This is a genomic window from Pseudomonas sp. 30_B, from assembly GCF_017491605.1.
GTDB lineage: Bacteria > Pseudomonadota > Gammaproteobacteria > Pseudomonadales > Pseudomonadaceae > Pseudomonas.
Genome location: NZ_JAFGYY010000002.1, coordinates 1 through 23,166, shown reverse-complemented (window position 1 = coordinate 23,166; position 23,166 = coordinate 1). Strand labels below are relative to the sequence as shown.

14 protein-coding genes are annotated in these 23,166 nt (G+C 57.9%); 8 read left to right on the top strand and 6 right to left on the bottom strand.

Features of this window, described 5'->3' with window-relative positions; translation table 11 throughout:
• The first annotated feature begins 61 nt into the window (after window positions 1-61).
• Window positions 62-856: an alpha/beta fold hydrolase gene (locus J5M67_RS02235; RefSeq protein ID WP_207882882.1), complete on the top strand. Its 795-nt coding sequence runs from the start codon at window positions 62-64 to the stop codon at window positions 854-856.
• 407 nt (window positions 857-1,263) lie between these two features.
• Here the strand turns inward: J5M67_RS02235 and J5M67_RS02230 are convergent, their stop codons facing one another.
• Window positions 1,264-2,649, bottom strand: a complete 1,386-nt coding sequence (locus tag J5M67_RS02230; RefSeq protein ID WP_207882880.1) for an APC family permease — start codon at window positions 2,647-2,649, stop codon at window positions 1,264-1,266.
• 808 nt (window positions 2,650-3,457) lie between these two features.
• Window positions 3,458-4,699 (bottom strand): DUF3422 domain-containing protein, encoded by a 1,242-nt coding sequence (locus J5M67_RS02225; RefSeq protein WP_207882878.1) that lies wholly within the window; start codon window positions 4,697-4,699, stop codon window positions 3,458-3,460.
• 213 nt (window positions 4,700-4,912) lie between these two features.
• Here J5M67_RS02225 and J5M67_RS02220 point away from each other — a divergent pair, with 213 nt between their 5' ends.
• The gene (locus J5M67_RS02220; RefSeq protein ID WP_207883425.1) at window positions 4,913-5,656 is read left to right on the top strand and encodes a class I SAM-dependent methyltransferase; all 744 of its coding nucleotides are present in this window, start codon (window positions 4,913-4,915) and stop codon (window positions 5,654-5,656) included.
• A 27-nt stretch (window positions 5,657-5,683) separates the two neighbouring features.
• Here the strand turns inward: J5M67_RS02220 and J5M67_RS02215 are convergent, their stop codons facing one another.
• A complete protein-coding gene (locus J5M67_RS02215) occupies window positions 5,684-6,715 on the bottom strand; it encodes a GGDEF domain-containing protein (protein WP_207882876.1) in 1,032 nt (343 codons plus the stop codon).
• A 325-nt stretch (window positions 6,716-7,040) separates the two neighbouring features.
• Here J5M67_RS02215 and J5M67_RS02210 point away from each other — a divergent pair, with 325 nt between their 5' ends.
• The 6 genes from J5M67_RS02210 (at window position 7,041) to J5M67_RS02180 (ending at window position 16,115) form a co-directional block, all read left to right on the top strand.
• Entirely contained in the window at window positions 7,041-7,787 is a 747-nt protein-coding gene (locus J5M67_RS02210; protein ID WP_207882874.1) for a class I SAM-dependent methyltransferase, read from the top strand.
• Between the two features lie 262 nt (window positions 7,788-8,049).
• The gene (locus J5M67_RS02205) at window positions 8,050-9,597 is read left to right on the top strand and encodes a diguanylate cyclase (RefSeq protein ID WP_207882872.1); all 1,548 of its coding nucleotides are present in this window, start codon (window positions 8,050-8,052) and stop codon (window positions 9,595-9,597) included.
• A 443-nt stretch (window positions 9,598-10,040) separates the two neighbouring features.
• On the top strand, window positions 10,041-12,413 hold the full coding sequence (locus tag J5M67_RS02195) for a type VI secretion system Vgr family protein (protein ID WP_207882870.1): 2,373 nt from the start codon (window positions 10,041-10,043) through the stop codon (window positions 12,411-12,413).
• A gap of 22 nt (window positions 12,414-12,435) precedes the next feature.
• On the top strand, window positions 12,436-14,784 hold the full coding sequence (locus J5M67_RS02190; protein ID WP_207882868.1) for a M23 family metallopeptidase: 2,349 nt from the start codon (window positions 12,436-12,438) through the stop codon (window positions 14,782-14,784).
• Window positions 14,781-15,365 carry a hypothetical protein gene (locus J5M67_RS02185; RefSeq protein WP_207882866.1) on the top strand — a complete coding sequence of 195 codons (585 nt, stop codon included), beginning with the start codon at window positions 14,781-14,783 and terminating at the stop codon, window positions 15,363-15,365. Before J5M67_RS02190 ends, J5M67_RS02185 begins: the two co-directional genes overlap by 4 nt.
• Before the next feature lie 135 nt (window positions 15,366-15,500).
• Window positions 15,501-16,115 carry a hypothetical protein gene (locus tag J5M67_RS02180; protein WP_207882864.1) on the top strand — a complete coding sequence of 205 codons (615 nt, stop codon included), beginning with the start codon at window positions 15,501-15,503 and terminating at the stop codon, window positions 16,113-16,115.
• Between the two features lie 308 nt (window positions 16,116-16,423).
• Here the strand turns inward: J5M67_RS02180 and J5M67_RS02175 are convergent, their stop codons facing one another.
• From J5M67_RS02175 to J5M67_RS02165, 3 genes are all read right to left on the bottom strand, one after another.
• The gene (locus tag J5M67_RS02175) at window positions 16,424-18,862 is read right to left on the bottom strand and encodes an AAA family ATPase (RefSeq protein WP_207882862.1); all 2,439 of its coding nucleotides are present in this window, start codon (window positions 18,860-18,862) and stop codon (window positions 16,424-16,426) included.
• A 380-nt stretch (window positions 18,863-19,242) separates the two neighbouring features.
• Window positions 19,243-21,585 carry a UvrD-helicase domain-containing protein gene (locus J5M67_RS02170; protein WP_207882860.1) on the bottom strand — a complete coding sequence of 781 codons (2,343 nt, stop codon included), beginning with the start codon at window positions 21,583-21,585 and terminating at the stop codon, window positions 19,243-19,245.
• Window positions 21,582-22,460 carry a hypothetical protein gene (locus J5M67_RS02165; RefSeq protein ID WP_207882858.1) on the bottom strand — a complete coding sequence of 293 codons (879 nt, stop codon included), beginning with the start codon at window positions 22,458-22,460 and terminating at the stop codon, window positions 21,582-21,584. The genes J5M67_RS02170 and J5M67_RS02165 overlap by 4 nt, the downstream gene beginning before the upstream one ends.
• Window positions 22,461-23,166: the final 706 nt, after the last annotated feature.

Sequence of the window (23,166 nt, the reverse complement as noted above, 5' to 3'; positions counted from 1 at the left end):
TTATGAGCCGGCACGCCGGCGTACCATGGCCGAACGAAAACCCGTCGCACAGGAGAACCTCATGTCGTCGCCCGTCAGCATTCGCGAGCACTGGATCGACACCGGGAAAGGCCCGCTCTTCGCCCAGGACTGGACGCCCACCGATGCGAGCGACGTGCCCATTGTGCTGCTGCATGACTCCCTGGGCTGCGTGGCATTGTGGCGGGACTTCCCGGAGCACCTCGCATGCACCACAGGCCGCCCGGTGATCGCCTACGACCGCCTCGGCTTCGGCCGCTCCGGGCGCTACCCCGGCGCCCTGCCCCTGGACTTCATCGACGACGAAGCGCGAGAGAGCTTCCCGGCGTTGCAACGGCACTTCGGTTTCGAGCAATGCGTGGTGTTCGGCCACAGCGTCGGCGGCGCCATGGCGGTGGCCTGCGTGGCGCGGCATCCGCAGGCCTGCGCGGCGCTGGTCACCGAGTCGGCCCAGGCCTTCGTCGAGCACCAGACCCGCGACGGCATCCGCGCCGCCGAACAGGAATTCGCCCGGGAGGGGCAGCTGGAGCGCCTGCAGAAGTACCACGGCGACAAGGCCTTCTGGGTGCTGCGCGCCTGGGTCGACACCTGGCTGTCGAACGACTTCAGCGACTGGAACCTGGATGCCGAACTGGCGCGGGTGAAGTGTCCGATCCTCAGCCTGCACGGCGAGCAGGACGAGTACGGTTCGATGGCACACCCGGAGCGCTTCACCTCGGTGCCCGATGTGCCCACGGTGCTGAAGTCGCTGCCCGGCTGCGGCCACGTCCCGCACCGCGAACAGCAGGCGGTCGTGCTGGAGGCGGTGGTGGATTTCCTTCGCCGCTTCGCTGGCTAGATCGGCTCCATCGAGCGCTGAGTACGCACTCGAGCCCGCAACCGGCGAGCGGAAAAGAAAAAGCCCGACATGAAAGTCGGGCTTTGGTTTCTGGGGGGTTTAGTAGGTGGCCGGCGCTGGTCTCCGGCTTACAAGGTTTCTGAGGAATCTGGCGGAAGAGATTCAACCTCTCCACTTCACGCGGCCTATGGGACAACTCTTGCACTTGCAGCCGTGTACCCCGGGAACGTGCCCCACGTCTCCTTGCTATCCACTTGCGCATCAGTCTGCGTTCTCACCTACTGGATTTGAGGTTAGCAAAGTCCCGGCGGGCCGCCCGGGACTTCTTAGACTGATTTTTTCCAGTAGCGGGACGCTCGGAGCGGAAAAATACTATCCGCGACCCACGGGGCTTTTGAGGCGAACGGTCACTCCGACATGTTCAGTTCCGGCAGCTGAACGCGGAACATGCGGGTGGCGCTGAGCAGGCAGATGAAGCCCAGGCACATCCAGGCGAAACCGATCAGGAAGGTCATGCCGGACAGGCTGGACCAGAGCCAGATGGTGCTGAGGAAGCCCAGCGCCGGCAGCGCGCCGTAGCTCAGGAGGTGGCGCGCGCCGCGCAGTTTCCGGTCGATCAGGTAGTGCTTGATCGCGGCCAGGTTCACCGCCGAGAAGGCGAACAACGCCCCGAAGCTGATCATGTTGGCGACGGTGTCCAGGGTGACGAACAGGGCGATCAGCGAGAGCAGGCTGATCAGCATGATCGCGGTGGCCGGCACGCGCTTCTTCGACACCAGCTTGCCGAATGCCCGTGGCAGGGCGCCATCGCGGCCCATGGCGAAGAGCACGCGGGATACGCTGGCCTGGGACACCATCGCGGACGCGAAACAGCCCGCCACATAGGTGGCGGTGAAGAAGGTCACCAGCCCTTCGCCACCGATGCGGCGCATCACGTCCAGCGAGGCGGAGTCGGCGTCCGTCAGGGTCGTCCACTCCGGGAATACCAGCTGGCCGAAGTAGGCGGCGATGATGAACAGCAGGCCGCCGATCAGGGTCACCAGCATGATGGCCACGGGAATCTGGCGCTTGGGGTTGGGCGTCTCTTCCGCCATGGTCGAGACGGCGTCGAAACCGAGGAAGGACAGGCACAGCACCGCCGCACCGGACATCACCAGCGGGAAGCTGAAGTGCTCGTCATAGATCGGCGTGAGCAGCGAAACCGGCTCGGCCTGTCCGTTCAGGTGGCTCAGCGAGAGCGCGATGAACACCACGAGGAATACCGCCTGGGCAACGATGAGAATCCAGTTCACGCGGGTGATGGACTCGATGCCGATGAGGTTGAGGAAGGTCACCAGCGCGATGGAGCCCAGGATCCACGCCGCCGCGGGAACCGTCGGGAAGTACTCGGACATATAGATGCCGATCAGCAGGTAGCTGAGCAGCGGCAGGAAGATGTAGTCGAGCAGCAGCGTCCACCCGGCCATGAAGCCGAAGCAGGCGCCGAAGGTCTTGCGCGTGTAGCTGTAGACGGAGCCGGAGTACGGGTGGGCCTGGACCATGCGCCCGTAGCTGTAGGCCGTCAGCAGCATGGCGGCCAGGGTAATGGCATAGGCCGTGGGCAGGTGGCCCATGGTCATCCGGGTGACCAGGCCATAGGTGGTGAACACCGCCAGCGGCACCATGTAGGCAAGCCCGAAGACGACGAGCGCGGTGATGCCCAGGGACTTGCGGAAGCTGCGCGGCGAGCTCGACTCGCCATGGGGCTGATGGGTCGGGATGGTGGTGTCCATTACGCTTGTTATTTTTTTCATGGCTGACTCATGGAAATTGAGCGCATGACGCTCAGCGGGCGAAATTGGCGTGATGCCGGTCGGGACTTTTTCGTATCGGGAGGGCGCGTCGACGCTTAGCGCGTGCCATCCCGTGCCGGGAAGCGGGAGCCGATGCGCTTCAGGCTGTCGATGAAAGTCCGCCGGGCGGCACGCTGCCGCCGATCATGGAGTTCGTACACCAGGGCACTCCTGTTTCGATCGCCTCAAAGGACGTTGTTATTCGAATGGGGCGCGCATGGTGCGTCAGCTTCGGACTGAGGAAAAATATTAAAAATATGTTCGAACCCAATGAAAAAAATGGTCGACATGCGGCCACGTTTTCGCGTCCGGTTGCCCGGCGCTGACAGGGTCCGATGGAATGGCGCCTCGCCCGCTTCGAGGGGCTGATGGCCCGAACGGTCCAGGGATGGGGTCTTTCGAAAGGAAAGGATGGGCGGATGGATGGACGCCGAAGCACGGCTTGCGCAGCGTACGTCTCGCCGCGTTGGCCGCCCCGCCCTGCGCACCCACCCGGCAAAAAAATCCGCCTCCCCGGGCGAGCAAAATCACCTTGGCTGTCGGTGAGGCCAGGCAAGGTCAACTTCACAAGGGGAGGCGGCAAGAGTTGGTTGCGGGGCGCATTTAAGCTCACGCCGGCGCCCCGCGAAACGAGGTTTTTTGTTGCTGCTGAGCAACGAAATTCGCAGTCGTCCGCCGAGCGCCGCAGACGGCCACCGGCCGTCCTGGCGCAACGGCCGGCATGGCACGGCGACAAGGCTATGCTGACCGGGCACTCAAGGAGGCAGGGCTATTCGCTGCCCTCCTCCTTCGCCTTGCGGATACGCGCGGCAATGGCCGAGATGATGAGCACGGCAATGGGCACGATGTAGACCCCGGCCTGCGACGGCGTGATCTGCAAGCCGATGCTCCGCAAGCCCTCGTACAGCAACTTGAAGAGGCTCAGCAGGTAGTAGCTGATCGCGATGATCGAGAGCCCCTCGACGGCCTTCTGGATCTTTATCTGCGCGGTAGCGCGGGTGTTCAGGCTCTTCAGAATCGCCGAGTTCTGTTCCTCGACCTCTACCTGGACCCGGGCCTGAAGCAGCTCGCCCAGGTGGGCGACGCTGTCCCCCAGGCGCTCGAGGCGCTGATAGGTGACGGCGCAATAGCGCACCGTGGGACGGAAGCGCCGCTCGATGAAGATACCGAGCCGTTGCGAATCCCCAACGTGGCTTTCGCGAAGTTCCGCGATTCTCTCGAACACGATCTGCGAGTAGGCCTCGGCCGCGCTGAAGCGCAGACGGTAGCGTGCCGTGAGGCGCACGATCCTGGCGGAAAGAGTGGCGATGTCATCGAGGATTCGTCTCACCTCGCTGCTCGCGGCAACCGCGTTCTGCTCCGAGAGCACGGTGAGTTCCTGATCGCAGGTCTTCATCTCCGCGTGCACGGCCTTGGCCGCAGGCAGGGTCAGCGACGCCATCATCCGATAGGTCTCGATTTCCAGGAGGCGCCGAACCATGCGTCCAAGCCGGTAGGCATTCAGGCCCCGGTTCACCAGCAGGATGCGATTCATCCCGTCCTCGCTGAGCCTGAAGTCACTCCAGACCACGGCATCGCCGCCGCCGATGGTGGAGCCGGCGGGGTCCTTGAATCCGTAATCGACGCTCGGGTCCTTGCAGTTGCGCTCGGCCTCGACCAGCACCTGGGTGGCGTTGATCAGGGCGTGCTCGTAGCCGCTGATCAGGGATCGCAGGCGTTCTGGAATCGCGGGCCAGGACTCGCCCCCATCCGGCTTCGGGACCACCATGGTCAGGGTCAGGAACTCGGTATGGCGCTCCCATTTGACCGAGCAGCCCTCCAGGGTCAGCAAGCCGCATGCGCCCTCCTGCTGCTCCTCCCCGGCCCCCATGCCGGAAAGCTGGTCGACCAGGCGTTTCAGGTCGTGCCCGTTTTCCACCAGGGCCAGGTGAAAGACATAGGCCGGTTCGCTGAAGTAGATCGAGGGGCGAGCGTGAAGCTCGTTGTGGAGTTCGGTTTTCAAGGGGTGCACGGCGGACCTGCCTGATAAGTCTTGTTTCAGGTGCGATGCTCGCTGCAGCGTGGGAAGTCACAGGGTTGGCGAGGTTGGCCGCCAAAGGAACGCAATGGCGTCTGCCGGGCGACCTCCCTCAAGCGGGCCACCACAAGTGCGAGGCGTCTGTTTTCGGCGAGAAGCCCTCGGGGTTGAGGTACCATGTCGCGCCTTCGAACCCTCTGGCCGCCTATGTCCTCCAACGCGCTGTACACCGATCTCTCCGCCTACTACGACCTGATGTGTGCCGACATCGACTATCAGGCGCAGAGCCACTGCGTGCGCCGGCTCCACCAGCTGTTCGGCAATCAGGGCCGCCGGCACCTCGACCTCGCCTGCGGCACCGGGCCCCATGTGCGCCATTTCGTCGATTTCGGCTACCGCAGCGCCGGCCTGGACATCAACCAGCCAATGCTCGACATCGCCCAGCAGCGCTGCCCCGAGGCAGGCTTCAGTCGGCAGGACATGGCAGACTTCCAGGTAGACGAGCCCCAGGACCTGATCACCTGTTTCCTCTACTCGATCCACTACAACGCCGGCTTTGCGCAGCTGCGCGCGTGCCTGGACAGCGTCCACCGCGCGCTCGCGGATGGCGGTGTGTTCTGCTTCAACAGCGTGGACAAGCTGCAGATCGACAACCGCTCATTCGTGCGCCATTCCGTGGAGCACGAGGGCAGCCGGTTCACCTTCGGTTCGGGCTGGTACTACGGCGGCGAGGGCGAGCAGCAGGCGCTGCGCCTGAGCATCGAGAAGACCACGGCGGGGGTGACCCGGACCTGGCAGGACGAACACCCCATGGTCGCCCTGAGCTTCGCCGAGCTGCAGGAGCTGCTGCAGCCGCACTTCGAGGTGCAGGTCTTCGAGCATGACTACGAGCGGATCACGCCCTGGGACGGCGCGTCCGGCAATGCGCTGTTCGTCTGCGTGAAGCGCTGAGCGACCGAGGGCCGCCCGGCTCCGGCGCTACCCGGAGACCTTGCGCCGCTGCTTCACCTTGTACATTTCCCGGTCGGCCAGCTTGATCGCCTCATCCACGTCCACGCTGTCGGGCAGCACCGCGACAACGCCGACGCTGGCGCCGTCATACTGGATATCGCCGTGCCCGGTGCCCAGCGCGTAACGCCCGACCGTGGCATTGGTCAGCCGCTCCTGAAGCAGGTTGGCGGCATGCCGCCTGTCGCTCGCCTGGTCCTGCTGCGGGGCGGGCGTCCCCAGGGCGATCACGATGAACTCATCGCCACCGGCGCGCCCGAGGATGTCACTGGAGCGCAGGCTGCCCTGCAGCCGGCCTGCGACGCCCTGCAGAAAGGCATCGCCAGCGTGGTGACCGTGGGTATCGTTGATGCACTTGAAACCGTCCAGGTCGACGACGCCGACCAGCACGTACATCCGCTCGCGCAGGGCCAGCGCGAACATGCGCTCGAGTTCGCCGAGGATGGCGCGCCGGTTGGGCAGGCCCGTCAGGGCGTCCGTCAGCGCCAGCTTCGCCAGTTCGGAATTCGCCGATTGCAGGCGCTCGACCAGGAGCTCCCGCTCCAGGGAATATGCCAGCAGCCCGGACAACAGCTTCAGGATCGGCTCGACGTCCGGTGAGCGGGCGACCTTCGATGAACTAGCCGCACACACCGTACCGAGCACCCGGCCATCCTGGGCGGTGATGGGTGCGCTCACATAGGTCTTGATGCCCAGGGCCTTGGCGGCATCCGAGTCGCCCCAGCATTCGGCGACGTCATCCGAGAACAGGCGGTTCTGTTCCAACGCGCGCTTGCACAAGGTGTCTTCCCAGGGCACGACAAGCCCCTCGGGAATTTCCATCGAACCGATATTGCGAGCGAACTCCACTCGCTGAACCCCTTGTTCGAGGTCGATGGTCGTCAGGTAGGTCGACTCCATTCCGGTGACCCTTTCGAGCAGGGCCAGCAATGGGCGCGTGAGTTGTTCTACGGTTTTGGCCTTGGGGACGGTCTCGGACAGGAACGACAGTATCTGGTCCATGCAGGAACTTCGGCAGTGGCGTAAGGGCACGTCGATTCATAGCAAATCACCTTCGCCCTGAACAGCCGTGCGGAGCAGTTGAAGCAGCTCGGCCAGCTTTCGATCCGCCCTTGTGGTTCGCCATGTCTGCTGCACCGAACTACTGGCCTTTCGACACATCGCGGTCGGACCGGGCGGCCACCTTGCCAATGGCATCAGCCCTGATGTAACAAGCTCAACAGGCACCGCCGCGAACGGCAAGGCACTGCCAAGGCACTCGAAACCCAGGGTTTCCCGCTGCGCCTGGCCAGCGTCAAGCAAGGCCTCGAAACGAGGGATGCACGTCATGAACAACCTGAGGAACTGGTTCGACCAGGGCGGACAAGCCTATGCGCGCTTTCGTCCCGAGTACCCGGCGGAACTCGCCGCCTACCTGGCCTCGATAGCGCCCGACCGGCTGCTCGCGGTCGACGTCGGCTGTGGCAGCGGCCAGCTGACCCGGCAGTTGGCCGAACACTTCGACGCCGTGGTCGGCTTCGATCCCAGCCGGGATCAGATCGCCCACTCGGCGCCTCAGGAGAACGTCCATTACGCCTGCGCCCAGGCGGAAGACCTTCCCCTGCCCAGCCGCAGCGCCAGCCTGATCACCGCCGCGCAGGCCGCGCACTGGTTCGACCTGCCCAGGTTCTACGCCGAAGTGCGGCGGGTCGCGAAACCCGATGCGATCCTGGCGCTGATCAGTTACGGCGTGCTGCGCCTGCAAGGCGCGCTGGGCGTTCGCTTCGAGCAGTTCTACTGGCGGGAGATCGGCCCTTACTGGCCCGCCGAACGCAGGCTGGTGGACAACGGCTACGCGACCATCGAGTTCCCCTTCACCGAACTGCGGGGCCCGGAGATTTCCATTCACCTGGAATGGAACCTCGAGGAGTTCCTCGGCTACGTCTCGACCTGGTCGGCCGTGCGCAGCGCCAGGGAGGCCGGGCGCGAAGACCTGCTGCGCCAGTTCGCCGACGACATGGCCGCCTGCTGGGGAGACCCTGCCACGCGCCACCCGGTCAACTGGCCCGTCAACATGAGGATCGGTCGCCCCTGAACCCACTCCAGTCTTTGCCGACTGCCCGGGACTGATCCACCACGAGTCCCTGCCGCCGTTCGCTCGCCACATTTCCCCAAACAATGCACCATGGCCATCCGCCGACTCTTGCCTATGCTCTGCAAAGCGCCTCTGCATGGCGGCGCGTCCCGACCCGACCGGATCCGAGCATCTCCATGGCCCAACCCGCCAACCCCGCAACAGCAGTTTCCAGCTCCCAAATCCCCGCCCTCCTCCCTCCACGATCGGAGTGGCGGCCGGCATGATCAGGCACCGCACCATCACCCTGCGCGGGCTGATCCTGGTCTTCGTGCTGCTGACCACCCTGGCCACCTTGTGCAACAGCCTGTTCGTCGCCTACCGGGTGCAACGCGACGCGCTGATTCATTCGCAGCTGGAGGCCAACAGCGCCTATGCCGCGAAAGTCGCTTCCGGCATCGGCGAGTTCCTCGCCTCGGCGCACCGCAACCTGAGCTACAGCGCCGCCATCCTGTCGCGAAACATGGGCGACCCGATGGTCGTCCGGGCCGAGGCCATGCGCCTGCAGGCGCAGGATTCGTACTTCAACTCCATTGCCATCGTCGATGCCAGCGGCCGGGTGCAGCAGGCCTACCCGGATTCGCTGCAGATCGTCGGCACCACGTTGCGCTCGGTGGCCGTGCTACAGGCGCTGAAGGAACGCCGCCCGCTGGTCAGCCAGGCCTACGTCTCGGTGGCGGGGAATCTGGTGGTGTTCATCTCCCAACCCATCGTCAGCCCCTCGGGGGAGTTTCTCGGTGTGGTAGGCGGATCGGTGTACCTCCTCAAGCAGAGCGTGCTGCATTCGATCATCAGCAGCCACTTCCAGCATGACGGCGCCTTCGCCTTCGTCGCCGACAGCAACCGGCGCCTGCTCTATCACCCCGACTCATCGAAGCTCGGCAACGTGCTGGGCGCGAGCCTCTCGGTGGATGCCGCATTGCGCGGTGAAAGCGGCGCAATGCCGATCCTCAACTACCAGGGGATTGCGATGCTCTCCGGCTATGCGCCGGTGCCGGATGCCAACTGGGCGGTGGTCACGCAGCAGCCACGGTCGGTGACCCTTGCGCCGCTGCGCCAGCTGATGCTCGCCATGCTCATGGACATCATCCCGGCAAGCCTGGTCGGACTGGTGATGATCTGCCTGGGGGCGATGCTGATTACCCGGCCCCTGCGGCAACTGGCCAAGGGTGCGAATCACCTCTCCGCCCCGGAGACCACAGGGCAACTGCGCGAGGTGAAGGCCTGGTATGCGGAAGCCGCCGCCATTCGCCAGGCGCTGCTCACCGGCGTGCAATTGCTGCAACAGAAGCTGGGCCAGCTCAGCCATGAAGCGCAGAGCGACCCGCTGACCGGCCTGGCCAACCGGCGGGCACTGGATTCGGCACTGGAGCTGTTGCAGGAAACCCGGTTGCAGTACTCGGTGCTGGCCCTGGATATCGATTTCTTCAAGCGCGTCAACGACACCCATGGTCACGATGCCGGGGACGTTGCGCTCAAGCAGGTTGCAGCGACGCTCCAGCAGTACTCGCGCAGCGGGGACCTGGCCTGTCGCTCGGGCGGCGAGGAATTCATCCTGCTGCTGCCGGACACCTCGCTGGACATCGCCAGCGGCATCGCCGAACGCATCCGCAAGGCCATCGAGGCGACCGAGGTACCTGGCGTCGGGCACCTGACCATTTCCATCGGCGTCGCCTTTGGCGACGGCGAGCCGGAGGCCGTGCTGAAAAGTGCGGATGAGCGCCTCTACCAGGCCAAGCAGACAGGACGCAATCGGGTCGTCGCCCACTAGCGGCGGACAGGGGCGAATCACTCGCGCAGGAAAGGTCCGGTGCATCCGGCCGGCTTCACGAAGCCGACCGGACCACCGGGCCCAGGCGCCGCACCTGCACGTGCGGCGCCTGGACGGGCCGCCTTACTTGTTGGCGGTCAGCAGACTGTAGCTGGTGATCAGGTTGCGGTAGTCCGGGATGTGCGCGGAGAACAGCGAAAAGGGGACGGCGAAAAGGGGGCCGGCTAATGGGTGTCCCATTTTTACGGGTTTCTGGAGGAGCCGACCGGCCTTGATCGATCCAGAAAGTGCATTGAACAGATTACGGAATGATTGGCGCTGCCCTGTTCGAGGATTCCTTCTAAGCTGACGCAAATTCGTCAAGTGGTTTGGGACATGGCTGATCGTGGCACTTGCGCCCCGTGGGTTAAAAACGGACCTCCTCCGGAAAAGGAAGCCCGCCCATGCTCGCCACACGCCCGCTCCTGTTTGACCATCGCCGACACAAGCTCTTCATCCGTGACCTTGCCGCGCCCGTCGACACCCTCAGCTTCGAGGGCGAGGAAACGCTCTCCGAACCCTTCACCTATCGCATCACCTTCACCAGCACCGACCGTGACATCCCTGCCGCGCAGGTACTGCTGAAAGAAGCTCGCTTCAGCCTCCATCCGGCGCCCGCCTCGCTGCCCTTCGCCGGCCTGGGTGCCGCGCCGGCCGCGCCCCTGCGCACCCTGTACGGCATCATTACCGAGTTCCGGCGCCTGCCCGTCGACTCCCGCGACGAAGCCCATTACGAAGTCACCCTGCAACCCCGCCTGGCTCTGCTCGGGCTGGCTCGGCAGCACCGCATCTTTCAGCGCCAGTCCGTGCCGGAAATCGTCGAGAGCATCCTGCGCGAGCACGGCATGGCCGGGCAGTACTTCAACTTCCAGACACTCAAGCGCGAGTATCCCCAACGAGAGCAGGTGATGCAGTTCGGCGAAAGCGATTTGGCTTTTATCACCCGCCAACTCGCCGACGTTGGCATCTGGTTTACCTTCCGAAGTGACGAGCGATTGAAACTCGAAATGATCGAGTTCAACGACGACCAGCGCGGCTACCGTTTCGATGTCGAACTGCCCTACCGCCGGCTCTCGGGCACCAACAGCAGCCAGGACAGCGCCTGGAACCTGCGCAGCCAGCACCGGGTAGTGGAGCGCCACGTCAACATCCGCGCCTATCACCACGCCGATGCCAATGCATTGCTCGATGGCGAGGTTGACCAGACCCGTGGGGAAAAGGGCTTATACGGAGAGGCCTACCACTACGCCGAACCCTATCGAACGCTGGGCGATCCGCTGGCCCTGGACGAAGACCTGCAAAGCGAGTCCGGCTACTTCTACGCGCGGCTGCGCCACGAACGCTACCTCAACGGCCGCATCCAGCTCAGCGGCAGCACCAGCAGCGCCACCCTGGTCCCTGGCGATGTGCTGAACGTCGGCGAGGGCGCACCGGAGGCGTTCGCTCCCGGCGCGGTCATCACCCGCCTACATACCCGCGCCGCCAGGGATAGCAGCTTTGAAGCCCGTTTCGACGCTATCCCTTATGCCGAACGGATCTGCTTCCGTCCGCCGCTACCCAGCAAACCGCGCCTCTTCGGCACTCTCCCCGCGCGCATCGTCAGCCCCGAAGAACACCCCACCTATGCCGAAATCGACCGGGACGGCAAATACCGGGTCGAATTCCTCTTCGACCGCACGCCGTGGAAGCGCGGACACAGCAGCGCCTGGCTACGCCTGGCCCGCCCCTATGCCGGCGACACCTACGGCCTGCACCTGCCACTACTGGCCGGCACCGAGGTGGGCGTGGCCTTCGAACAGGGCGATATCGACCGCCCGTACATCGCCTATTGCTTCCATGACTCCCGCCATCCCGACCTCGTCACCCTGCAGAACTACCGGGAAAACAGACTGCGCACGCCAGCCAACAACGAACTGGTGCTAGGCGATCAACGCGGCCAGGAACGCATCGAACTGAGCACCGAGCACAGCGGCAAGAGCCAGCTCAACCTCGGCCACCTGGTGGACACACAAAAACAGAAACGCGGCGAAGGCTTCGAACTGCGCACCGACGGCCACGGCGCCGTGCGTGCGGGCAAGGGCCTGTTCATCAGCGCCGACGCACAGCCGAGCGCCCAGGGCGACACCCTCAGCATGGACGCCGCTATCCGCGAACTACAGGAGGCGCTGGAGCTGGTCCGCAGCATGGCCCGCGATGCCGCCCATGCCGTCGCCCACGAGCCGGACCAATACGCCCCGGAACAACTCAAGGCCGCCCTGGAATTGCTGAAGCAGCCCGGCATCCTCGCCTCGGCGCCCGCCGGCATCGCCCTCACCAGCGGCCAGCACCTGCAACTGGCCGCCGGGCAGAACCTCATCGCCACCGCCCGCGCCAACATGGACGTCAGCGTGGCCAAACGCTTCACCGCCGCCGTGGGACAAAGCATCGGCCTGTTCGCGCGCAAGCTGGGCATGAAGCTCTACGCCAACCAGGGCCCGGTGACGATCCAGGCCCAGAACGACGGCCTGGAACTGCTCGCCCGCCACGGCCTGGACATCGTCAGCACCGAGGACGAAATCCACATCACCGCAAAGAAGAAAATCACCCTCAACGCCGGCGGCACCTACATCACCCTCGACCCGTACCGTATCGAGCTGGGCACCCGGGGCGACTTCGCCATCAAGGCGGCGCATTTCGAGTTTCGCGGGCCGGCCAAATTGCACCCGGACGTTCCCTGGCTACCCCGCGAGCTGAACGACGAAGCCAAGCCGAAAACCGGCTACCCCCTCTCGATGTAAGCGAAGCGCAAGGACCCTTCCCATGATCATCAGCCCTCCCTTCATTCCCGCCCCCCTACCGGGCGAAACCGACGAAGCCTTCGTCGAACGCGCCATGCCCGGCGGCGAACCGGGCGACGGCGCCTACCCCCTGAGTTTCGACCTCAACTGGCATGGCGGCATGCACCTGAGCGCCCCACAGGAGAATGGCCACCCGCTGCCGGTACGAGCCATCGCGGACGGCAAACTGGTTTATTTCCGCGCCCCAACCGCCAAGTCCGACAGCGAGACGCACGCCCTCAAATACCGCATCGAGCAGAGCGTCGGCGATGGCTGGACCGACGACGGTTGCATCGTCCTGCGCCACGAAACCGAGATCGGCGAAGGTGAGCGTGGGCAGGTGGTGTTCTATTCGATCTACATGCACCTGTCGAAAATCAACATCCCCCACCCGCAGCTCAACCAGCGCATCTACCGCAAGGACAACATCGGCGAAGCCGGACAAATCTATGGCAGCGCCGGCAGGATCCACTTCGAAATCATCGCCGCCGACAGCCAGATCGCCCACCTCACCGGCCGCAACCAGCGCGACCTCGACTACCAGACCCAGGATGGCCGCACCGACAGTTGCTGGGGCGACATGTACTTTTTCCTCCCCACTACGCTCCAGGGTTACGCCTCGCCGCCAGCGAACCTCTCGCAAACCACCAACCCGACGGAGGTGGTCTACCGCAGCCCGGAGCTGACCGGCGGCTGGAACAGTGAAGAAGGCTTTGTCGGCAGCGAGGGCTTCAGCCCCACCGTTGTCAGTAAATTGCGCCAGGGCCTCATCGTCCGCATGACCTACGACCGAGGCCAATGCAACCTGACCACCTACTTCCTCAGCGGCGAACTGATTGGCACCCAGCAGGAAGAAGCAGATTTCGAATACAACCTCTACACCGCCGCCACCCGCCGCTACCCCGGCTGTCCCAGCGCCGGCTACGAACTGCTGCGCTTCGGCCGCGTGCTAGGGCCGGATGCACTGCAACCAGCCAACGCCGCACACTGGCGGAAAATCAGCCTGCCGGCGCGTACCAACCAGCCCGCCGGCAGCGCCTGGTTCAACCTCAACGCCCCTGGCGTCACCAAGTTCAGCGATGCCGACTTCCCCCATTGGATGGGCTGGCGCCTGATCGATGACGACACCAATTCGGACAGCCACTGCCAGTCCGACTACATCCGCGGCCTGCTCGAACCCCCGAGCGACGTGACGAACCCACCACCGCGCAAACCCGATGCCGCAACCCGCGCCAACTCGCCGGAGTACGAGACGATGTTCGAAGGCGACCGTCGGCGCCTGTCCGAAGAATACGTCGAGGACCGCGAGCGGAACACCCTCCGGCTGAAAGATGGCGAGAACCGGAACAAGCTCAAGCGCCTGATCTGCAAGTTCCCCACCGAATGGGCGAAGGATGACTTCGAGATTCGCTATGGCTGGCTAAAGAAGGTCTCCGAGGGCGGGCCGATGTCGGAGGAAGACTTCACGAAACTTGAGAGGCATCAGAAGGCGTTGGCGTTTTGGGAGGAAGCCAACTTAATGGAGATAGAAAGTAAGCATTGGCATTTTCCGCCGAAGGATTTTATATCACACCTGAGAAAATGTGGATGGTTAAGCAAAATTGAAATGACTCAATTATTACCAGCCACAGGACTAAATCTCAACTACGAATCAGCCCTGAGAAATATTTCAACTGGAAACTCAACCAACGCCCAGATAATGCCTGGGGCGATGTGGATATCTTTAAACAAAACAAGATCGAAATACTTAATAAATACGCCTTTGCGCACAGCTCATTTCTGGGGGCAAATCGTCCAAGAAACTGACGGCATGCAGACCGTAAGGGAGTACGCTAGTGGGGCAGCATACGAGGGGCGTGCCGATCTGGGCAATATCAATCCGGGTGACGGTGTCAGATTTAGAGGAAGAGGAGTAATTCAGGTAACAGGAAGAGTAGGCTACACGAACTATCAGAAATTCCGGAGATTAGATTTCACTTCCGAACCCAATCAGCTATTACTTCAATCAAACAGCCACGTCGCATCTGATGCATCGGGATATTACTGGACGGCGGAAAAAACCAGGGATCGAATCTCAAACCCTCCCGGGAGCCCGCACCCATATTCTTGGATTCTAGATGGAAAGATAAATATAAACACGAGAGCCGATATAAAAACGTTCTCAAGCATAAGCGACATTGATGCAGTGAGAGCGGATGTACTGAACGTCACCCGGCAAGTAAACCGTGCAGCATTGCACCTTGATAATCGCATCAGGTACTTCAAACACGCATACAAGGACCTTAGCGATGACACAAACATAACACTTCCTGGCGGAAATATACGAAAATGAGATTAACTCTTCTTATCACAACTTCACTGGCATCATCCTTGCTCTATGCCTCCAATGATTCACCAGTAGACACTGACCACCCATACGACCTAAAAAAAACCTGTGGATTTTCGTTGATATCCGACAAGAAACTACTAAGCGGATCCGACGCATGCACCCTACTATACGAGGCAAGCCCTTTATCTGGAATGATTTTCTCCGAAAGCAACACCAACATAAATTCAGGAGTAATTAAGGGAGCTAAAATTCCAAAAGGCACCACATACCCTCAAAGAGAATCATACAGCGATGACGCGAGAGATTTCACACAATTAATCATAAGCAAAGAAAAATACAAACCACAAAAAGCCTCCCCCGGCAGCATCATACGCATTACCAGACTAAAGACCACTTACATAAAAGAAGAATCCAACTCGGAAAGACTAGAATACATTTCCAAGACATATGAATGCATAGATGGGATAATAAAAGGAAAATCAAAAAGCATAGTTATCTCCCTTTGCGAACCGGAACCCCCAAGAAAAACCATCCCTACTACCGACTGGAGACTGAAACTAATAAATAGTTTAAAAATAGAATAAGAGGAGCAAATAGAGAAAAGGAGGAATATTTATTTTCAAAACACCATTCCCACCCCATCATCACACAGCTTTAGAGCAAAAAAATAAATCCATCCACTTTCCGCCCCTTTCTCGCCCTAAGCACTGGCGAAAATCATGAATAAATCATTAGCCCTCATCATCCTCTTAATTGCAACAGCAGCAAACGCGAAATCAATATACGAACCGGCGGACTGTAGAACTACCGGGGCTAGCAAGGAGATTAAAATCTATGTAAAAGGAATACCCTACCAGCTTGGAGATAGCAGCAAAATTTGTGATAGAAATTATTCATTCATAGATTCGGGTGACGGAAGCACAATAATTCTAGCCGGCCCAAACTCCGACGAACTTGGAATAAACGCCCAAAATGAAATTTACTTCGCCAGTTTTGGAAGTCGAAAAGCTATTAATATTGGCTCAATACCCGTGCGATCAGATTTTATTGAAAACAAGACATTCCGAGACATAGCTCAAATCGGCGGCTCTCTCTTCGAGACAATATACATAATAAATGAAGACAAATTAACAATAGCATACCCAAGCTACGAGCTCATATTCTCCGACGAGCAATGCATATATAAAAATGAAAGCTCAAAAAATTGCTCCCAACTGAAAGGAACCTATAAAAATCCCATCTGCGCATGGCAATCGGGCGAAAGGAAAATATTGGCCAATAACGACAGGTGTAAAGACTTGAGAGACAACATAGATTCCCGGCCAAGAAAATAGAAAATAAAAAGAAAAGAGGACAGATTTATTTTTCTACTCTAAAGCTGCCTTGAAGGTCAGGATTAAAGCGCTTAAATAAATCCGCCCCCTTTTTCTACTCGTCGTTATGACGTGAATGGCTGCTTCTGGTCGACTTCTGTTGGTCACAACTGGCAGAAGTCGGCCAGAAGCAGACGCTCACCAGGGCTCTATTTTGTGGCTTGGAGGCGCCTACAAAGCCGGGGGACGATTCAATTGCGAGTATCAGGCCGAAGCAGAAACTCTTGAAACGGCGCACCACCAGGCATGCCGGCTCATGATCAATCGGCTCAGAATGGGATATCAGGGTCCGAACCATCCACCCCAGCTGAGAATGGCTTAGGGTGCTGCACTACACTGGGGATTACCGAGGACGCAGGAGTGCTCAATGGCTCGGCAGCACCTTCATCACCGACCGCCCCTCCAACAATGATAAATGCGTCTGCGCCGGCGACAGCTCCGCCTGTTTCGTCCACCAGCTCCTCATCTTCTGTCTCCACCTCAACAGGATCTAAATCGACAAAGTCTTGGCCCATCATCATTTTATAATGAGGCATATGTCCCATAGCCTTAAAGACCTTAAAGAATATCTTCATATAGCTGTGCGCCATACTATCGCTTATTGCCACATACAGATCATCTGCTGAATAGTGGGATCCATCGTTAACCCAGCTAATCAATGATTGGCATTGAACTTTATCCTGCCCTTCGAACTTCTCGATGATGACATGCGTATCTATGCTTCCTAGGATTTTGAAGTAATTCTCCAGGATTCTGCGCATGGTGTTTTGAATGGTAAGCGCCGGCAATGGCTTTTTCGTCAACTCAGCCCACAGCAGCTGATAGGATGTCTTAATAGGGTTGTTCTCAAAGCCTTCAATTTTCGAGAAATTATTGGGCTTTCGTACTATCCAGAACGTTTCATCCTTAATAGAAGCATCCCCAGCCCTTTGAGGATTGAAGGTGATTTCTTTATGGAAGTGCACGTTATGGGTCAGGACAAAGATCTGCTTTAGGTTATTTCCTTTCTTGCGAACCTCGTGGAAAAGCTTTTTGATCAAGCTGCTCACGATGAACAGAACGTCGCTATCGAGGCTTGAAACCGGGTCGTCAATGACGACTATTCGATCAGTACTGATACCCGAGGTCGTGACACTTCCTCTGAGCAAATGGTAGAAGTACAAGAAAGTAACGAAGGTCTTTTCGCCTTCACTAAGTGTTGATTTAGCATCAGCTCCATCGTTTCTGATCAGGCGATATGAATTATCGGCACACGCAGGATCCAGGGAGAAACTTCGGAACCCAAAGTCTTTCAAAATTTTATTGATCGCAATGACAGTAGGTCTCACGCTCGTCAGCGAGGTTTCAATCTTTGCAATTTCTGCGTCAGTCGTGGATATATCTGCCGCTGCCTTATCCATGCTTGCAGTGATGCCATCAATTGCTTTGCCGAGACGGTCAGCATCTTTTGTGTAATCAGCAAGAGTGTCTTTAAGCTCAACATCAAGAAGATACCGCCACACGGCATCTGTTAATTTATTCTGCTCAACGGAGAACCCCGAAACAAGACGATTATGTTCAGAGACCTTGAGGTTGGCTGAGTTGATCAGCTCAGAAATTCTATATGGAATCTCTGCAAGCCCCTCTAACGCCACGTCAATACTAGGGCTAGCCACCTTGTGGTCAATGCGTTGCCTATTCATCAAAATTATTGCATTCAGGGCCTGCAATTCAAGATCAAGCTTATCTTTATCTAAGTGAGAACAATCCGTAGCCAAGACTGTTTGAGCCTGGGCTAACAGACCATCTGCTACCGAGTCATAAGTATCCCGAAACTGCGATAGAGCTCTAGTGTCGGCCTCGAATGTTTCGTCGAAATAATCCTCAAGGCTTTTTTCAAATTCATGCGGCAGTTTCTGTTGACAGAAGGGGCAGTCATCGTCGGTATGGCCCAAGTACTTCATACCTTGCCTGACCCAGTCACTGTTCCCTAGGTGCTGGATCATCGCAGATACATTGACATCCTCTTTGCCAACTACTTTCTTGCTCAGGACAGGGTTTTGCTCAAGCGCGACCAAGCGAGACAGGTCAAGGTTGGAGACAGCGTTCATGGGTGATGGTGCGTCACCATAAAGTACGTCTGCGCGCTTGCGCAGGTCTTCGATATCAACCAGCTGGGAGGTGTTACTTTTGCTCTCCTGTAAGACCCTATTCTTGAAGGCCTCCCGGTTATTTCTCAGGCCTTTAAAAGCCCCCTGAAACTCATCGTCGTGCTTCTGCTTTTGTTCCCAGCACCGTGCTATTAGCTTTGCTTCCAGAGCATTTTTTTCGGCGATCTTCCCGCTCTTACCGTCTGGGCCATTTAGGTTTTCTTGCGCTCTGGTTTTGAGCAGCGCGTGTCGGTCTCTTTCCTTCCTGAGCTCTTCCAAGCGATCAAGTTGCGCCTGCTCGGCCTGCCCCAGCGTGAACACACCTTTGAACTGCTTCGAATCAGTGAAATTCGCAGCGATGAAGTCGTTGTTGTAGACCATTGCCGGAATCTGATCGCCCTGCGCCCACGTGACCTTGGAGGCAGTTGATAGCGCTGGGTTGTTTATCAGCCTGCTGATCGTTGTCTTGCCTGCTCCGTTTGCACCGTAGAAGTAGTTCACGGCCTTCAGGTTTTGAATCGTTTCGGGGGTTACGGGACTGTAGGTCGCTATGCCGGAAAGAGTGATCGATTCAATCATGTCTCGCATCCGTGGAGATGGGGAAATTAGGGATCAAACCAAGGGGCGGCCCTAGATATGACGTAAGTCATCCTGGAATTCAGAGCGGGCGGCGGCCTTATGCCACCTCGGCGAAGACCACTACACCAGCTTGTGAAGCCGGTGGCAATCGAGCACTACTATCGCGAACCCGGTCGTAGTGATCTACCGCTGTTTTGTCGTCGCTCAGGGGAGTGGTCAAGCGCGTCCTACGAACCTCGACACACCTAGCACTGTGCATCTCTTCAAGTCGCGTATTTTTCTATAACGAAAAGGGGGACAGATTTATTTTTCTACTCTAAAGCCGCCTTGTAGGTCAGGATTAGAGTTCGCAAATAAATCTGCCCCCTTTTATCCTCCGGTCAGTCCGTAATTAGACCAGCCTCAGCGGCCTGCTCCAGCAGTTTGTTAGGCATGTTCCCCTTTGAAATTACAACCATAACTCTGTACCTGGCCCGAGTGATTCCAAGATACATATCTCGAATCACCTGTTGCTCTACTGCTGTTGCAAGAGCTTGGTTGTCGACAATTACTGGAGGGGTTAGGCCTGACTCCAAACCCACCAGGATTACCGAATCAAACTCCTGCCCACCCACTTGCGCCGGCTTTACAAGTGATACAAGCGGATGGTCCTCGGGGAACTTAGCGCCGCGCTCCCTAATAACTTGAAATGGAAGATCAGCGGTCGAAAGGACAGACTCAAGGCTGTTCCAGTAGATATCGGAATAGCAAATTACAGCAATCTGACGTGTATTTGCTTTGCGGAGTTCCCTAATCCGTTTAAGCACAAATTTTCCAATATCCTGAGAATCCTGGCTCTGTCGCTCAATCGCGGGTTTAGCCGCCAATGGGTGCTTGTCAGATAGCATTCTTTCAGTAGTCTTGGTGAAGTCAGGAAAGTCCGGTCCAAACAGTTCTGTACTGCGTTGAATTACAAAGAACGCTAACCGAACAATTGCCTCAGTGGAGCGATGGACAGCCAGTAAGGTTTCATTCGTAATGCCTTTGATTCCTATTGTGGAAAGCCCGGCAGACGACTGGCCATAAGTGGCTTGGGCCTGATCAAGTGCAAGGGCGATAGGAACATGGGGGACATCGCTCTTCGTCAGCAGTGGGAACAAGCGCCTCTCGTTTTCATTGAAGAGTTGTGCTTCGTCAACAAGCACATAGTCAAATCCTTCATGCTGCCTTCTCAACTGCCACACAGGCGTGCGCAGCCTTGCTGCCAATGAAATTGCGATATCGTCCGGATCAAGTACCGAATACTGTCCAAACACTACTCGATGATACGAAAGGAATGTATCGAAGATAAACTCGCGCTCCTCTTGTGACAAATTTCCGTGAAGCAAACTCAGGCTTTTCTCTGACTCAACATATCGCTTCTTGTCTGATTCAAGGCCATGTCCCTTGATTGCCGCCGAGATCTCTACCAACACAAGATAAGAAAATAGTTTAAGCAATCGAGGCTCAGCAAAGACCTGCTTTAGTAGAGCGCTTTTTTCTACACGTGTTGGATTTTGTGCGCGAACCTCATTCAGCGCATCAAGTGTTTGTTCCAGTTGGAATTGCTTGGCAGTATCTGCATCCGCGTCCAGCACAGATTGAAGCTCGACGCCTAACTGGGCGCGACAGTAATCGGCAAGCGTCGTTACAGTCAGGAGCGAATCGTTCACCTCGCCATTTGGCCCAAGAGTTTGGCCAAGCAAATATCCGAAACGTTCTTTTGCCTTTGCCTCCATGGCTTTACTGTGGGCAATATAGAGGATGCGACATTTCCGCCCAATTGATTCGCACAATTTCAACTTCCCAATTGCTAGAAGTTGCATAAGCAAAGTCTTTCCTGATCCGCCTGGCCCTAGGATTCGGAGTGGATGGGCGTCAATGTTCTGACCTGCCAATATCCTCCTCTTTGCATCTCCTAAAGGGCTATCAGGATGCATCCATTTGTCATAAGTTAGGGTAAGGTATCGCACGTGATCTTTGGCGCTTGCACCGTTCTCAGCACGAACTTCCACCTCACCGAAGAGCCCGGCTTGATAACTATGCTCAAAAAAGTACGCGACTACCTCTCGAAGTGCGGGGAGAGTTTCAGACGAAGCGATGCTCTTTGAGCGGGTTCGAGGATTCACCAACGCGTTTGCGGCAGCGCATAACTTTGGCAACTCCCTACTTTCTTGCGCTGCCTCCTCAGATAACTTGAAGAAGCTTTGCTCAGGGCCGACTATCATGCAGGACCTACTTTGAAGGGAGTCCGAGCCATGCACGAGTTCAGCGTAGGCGATCGAATGATGATGTGCGGTATTACCTCGCCCAGCAAGTAGTGTATGCGCTCCGTTGTCGTACGCGCGGTGAATCATGCTGCCATCAAGAAGGAGACCTTGCAGCCTTTGATTCGCAACGTACAAACATCGTTCAAGCACCTCTCGGCCAATTGAATCCATCTCGGTGAGCGAGTATGAACCGGTCCATTTTATGACTCCCCAATCCTCGCTCCCTGTGCCAGATACATAGTCGCTGTGCCATAAAGCACAAACGCCAGAGTTCTGGTCGTAAGATATGCGAATTCCATCCTGAACAAAGTCAGCATCCTTTAGAACTCCGCCGTCACTTCCGAGCTCCCTAAGGCTGTCGTACACAAGAGCGACAAGACCTGTCTTGGGCAATAGCCATTCAGCCAACTTTTGCGCTATCGCTATATATTTCATGATTGAAACCCTATCTCGGCAGCCATGGATTGAATGGAGTCGTCAGAGAAATCGGTAGATCCGAGGCGAATATACATATTCAAATAGCGAGAGATCATATCGCTAAGGAACTCCCCCTTCAGGGAGGCCATTTTTATCGGCCATTGTCGCAGGTGGCGAAGCACTGGAAACGAGGAAGTTGCAGCCTCTTTACGCGCGTCCCATTGACCTTCTGTTGTGCTCTGCGCAAGATGCAGCGCCTCAATCGGAAGACTCAGTGAGTATCGAAAGAGCACAACTGAATGGACAGGAACAGCGCTACTGTACGAGGGCTGTCCATCCGAGGGTAAAAAATGGATGTCAGGCTTGAGCGAATTTGTAATAAGCTTCGATAGAATACCCGCGTAGCGTTCCGCCTTAATAAAACCTTTCAAGTGCTCAAGGGATGCTGTCCCGCGACTCGAGCCCTCGACGTACGACTGGTAAGATGCGAGACGGTTAATTTCAGCTGGCGTCAGCAGTTTTCCGTTTGCATCCCTCTCAGACTCAACCAAGACTTTCAGGTCGCCCTCGGAGATGAGCTCATAACGGTTCGGAGGGATAATAGCTCCGAAATCGGAGAGCCTATTTAGCAATGGAACTATTTCCTGCCAGCACTCGTGCCTAAATGCCGGAGAAATTAAGAATTCCGTGACGGGTATTATAGGTAGGTATGTGACAGTTTCACATTTTCGATTAGCAAGATCGCATGCCGGCGTGATGATCACTCCAGACACCGTAGTTTGACTCAGTAGGTCAAATGTCGGCAGCGCCCGCCAAATGTCACCAGTACGGTGATCTGCCGGTGGAAGGTTGTCGTAATAGCTCGCACCACGAAGTGGCGGTGTATTGGGCATGCTTTTCTCCTTCCTTAGACTAATTGTACCCACGCCTCGCTGCCTGCCGTTCTGCCCAAAAAACAGCCGAACCGTGGAGTATTAGAGCCTGCGCCACTAGCGCGATGAACGATCTTAACAGTTCTCCGCCGCACCAAGAGAATCACCGAAACTATTTAGCCTGACAGGCTGCTTCTGGCCGTTTTCTGCCTGATGCATCTAGCCGCTTTGGATCGGTCACTGCCGTCCTGCTGAGCGGTCGCTCCTACAGGTCAGGATTAGCTTCGTGAATGGCCGCCATGAACTGTCGGCAGAATCGCACAGGGGTGAGACCTGTTTCATTCCGTCAGCAATGTCCTGATGTTCCGTCGCAGCTTTCAAGCGAAAGGTCTTACGTTCCTTTAGCCTTGCGGGCCTACAAGCGCCGTCTCTAGCCTCTTGGTCGCCGCAGCACAACTGCGGTCGGACGTAGGAAACCCGGAAACACAACCCAGGATACGGTAGCTCTGTAGCCACGACTCATAGGTGCAATTCGCCTCTTGAACTCGTGTTTCTATGGTGACCGTGCGGGGAGGCCTTTGGCCTACCGGTTCCCTGGGTCCGGCGTTTCCTACCCTCGCACGGTTGCCTCTCTACCCGTAGGAAAGGTCGATTGGTGACTCCCAGCCACTCCCAGGGAAAACCAGACATGAACTTTCCCCCTTTTACCCCCGCGCACCGCCCTGCC

Bases quoted from the DNA above. Each gene is read 5' to 3' on its own strand.
- J5M67_RS02235 (WP_207882882.1), top strand. From the start codon at position 62: ATGTCGTCGCCCGTCAGCATTCGCGAGCACTGGATCGACACCGGGAAA.
- J5M67_RS02230 (WP_207882880.1), bottom strand. From the start codon at position 2,649: ATGAAAAAAATAACAAGCGTAATGGACACCACCATCCCGACCCATCAG.
- J5M67_RS02220 (WP_207883425.1), top strand. From the start codon at position 4,913: ATGTCCTCCAACGCGCTGTACACCGATCTCTCCGCCTACTACGACCTG.
- J5M67_RS02215 (WP_207882876.1), bottom strand. From the start codon at position 6,715: ATGGACCAGATACTGTCGTTCCTGTCCGAGACCGTCCCCAAGGCCAAA.
- J5M67_RS02210 (WP_207882874.1), top strand. From the start codon at position 7,041: ATGAACAACCTGAGGAACTGGTTCGACCAGGGCGGACAAGCCTATGCG.
- J5M67_RS02205 (WP_207882872.1), top strand. From the start codon at position 8,050: ATGATCAGGCACCGCACCATCACCCTGCGCGGGCTGATCCTGGTCTTC.
- J5M67_RS02195 (WP_207882870.1), top strand. From the start codon at position 10,041: ATGCTCGCCACACGCCCGCTCCTGTTTGACCATCGCCGACACAAGCTC.
- J5M67_RS02190 (WP_207882868.1), top strand. From the start codon at position 12,436: ATGATCATCAGCCCTCCCTTCATTCCCGCCCCCCTACCGGGCGAAACC.
- J5M67_RS02185 (WP_207882866.1), top strand. From the start codon at position 14,781: ATGAGATTAACTCTTCTTATCACAACTTCACTGGCATCATCCTTGCTC.
- J5M67_RS02180 (WP_207882864.1), top strand. From the start codon at position 15,501: ATGAATAAATCATTAGCCCTCATCATCCTCTTAATTGCAACAGCAGCA.
- J5M67_RS02175 (WP_207882862.1), bottom strand. From the start codon at position 18,862: ATGATTGAATCGATCACTCTTTCCGGCATAGCGACCTACAGTCCCGTA.
- J5M67_RS02170 (WP_207882860.1), bottom strand. From the start codon at position 21,585: ATGAAATATATAGCGATAGCGCAAAAGTTGGCTGAATGGCTATTGCCC.
- J5M67_RS02165 (WP_207882858.1), bottom strand. From the start codon at position 22,460: ATGCCCAATACACCGCCACTTCGTGGTGCGAGCTATTACGACAACCTT.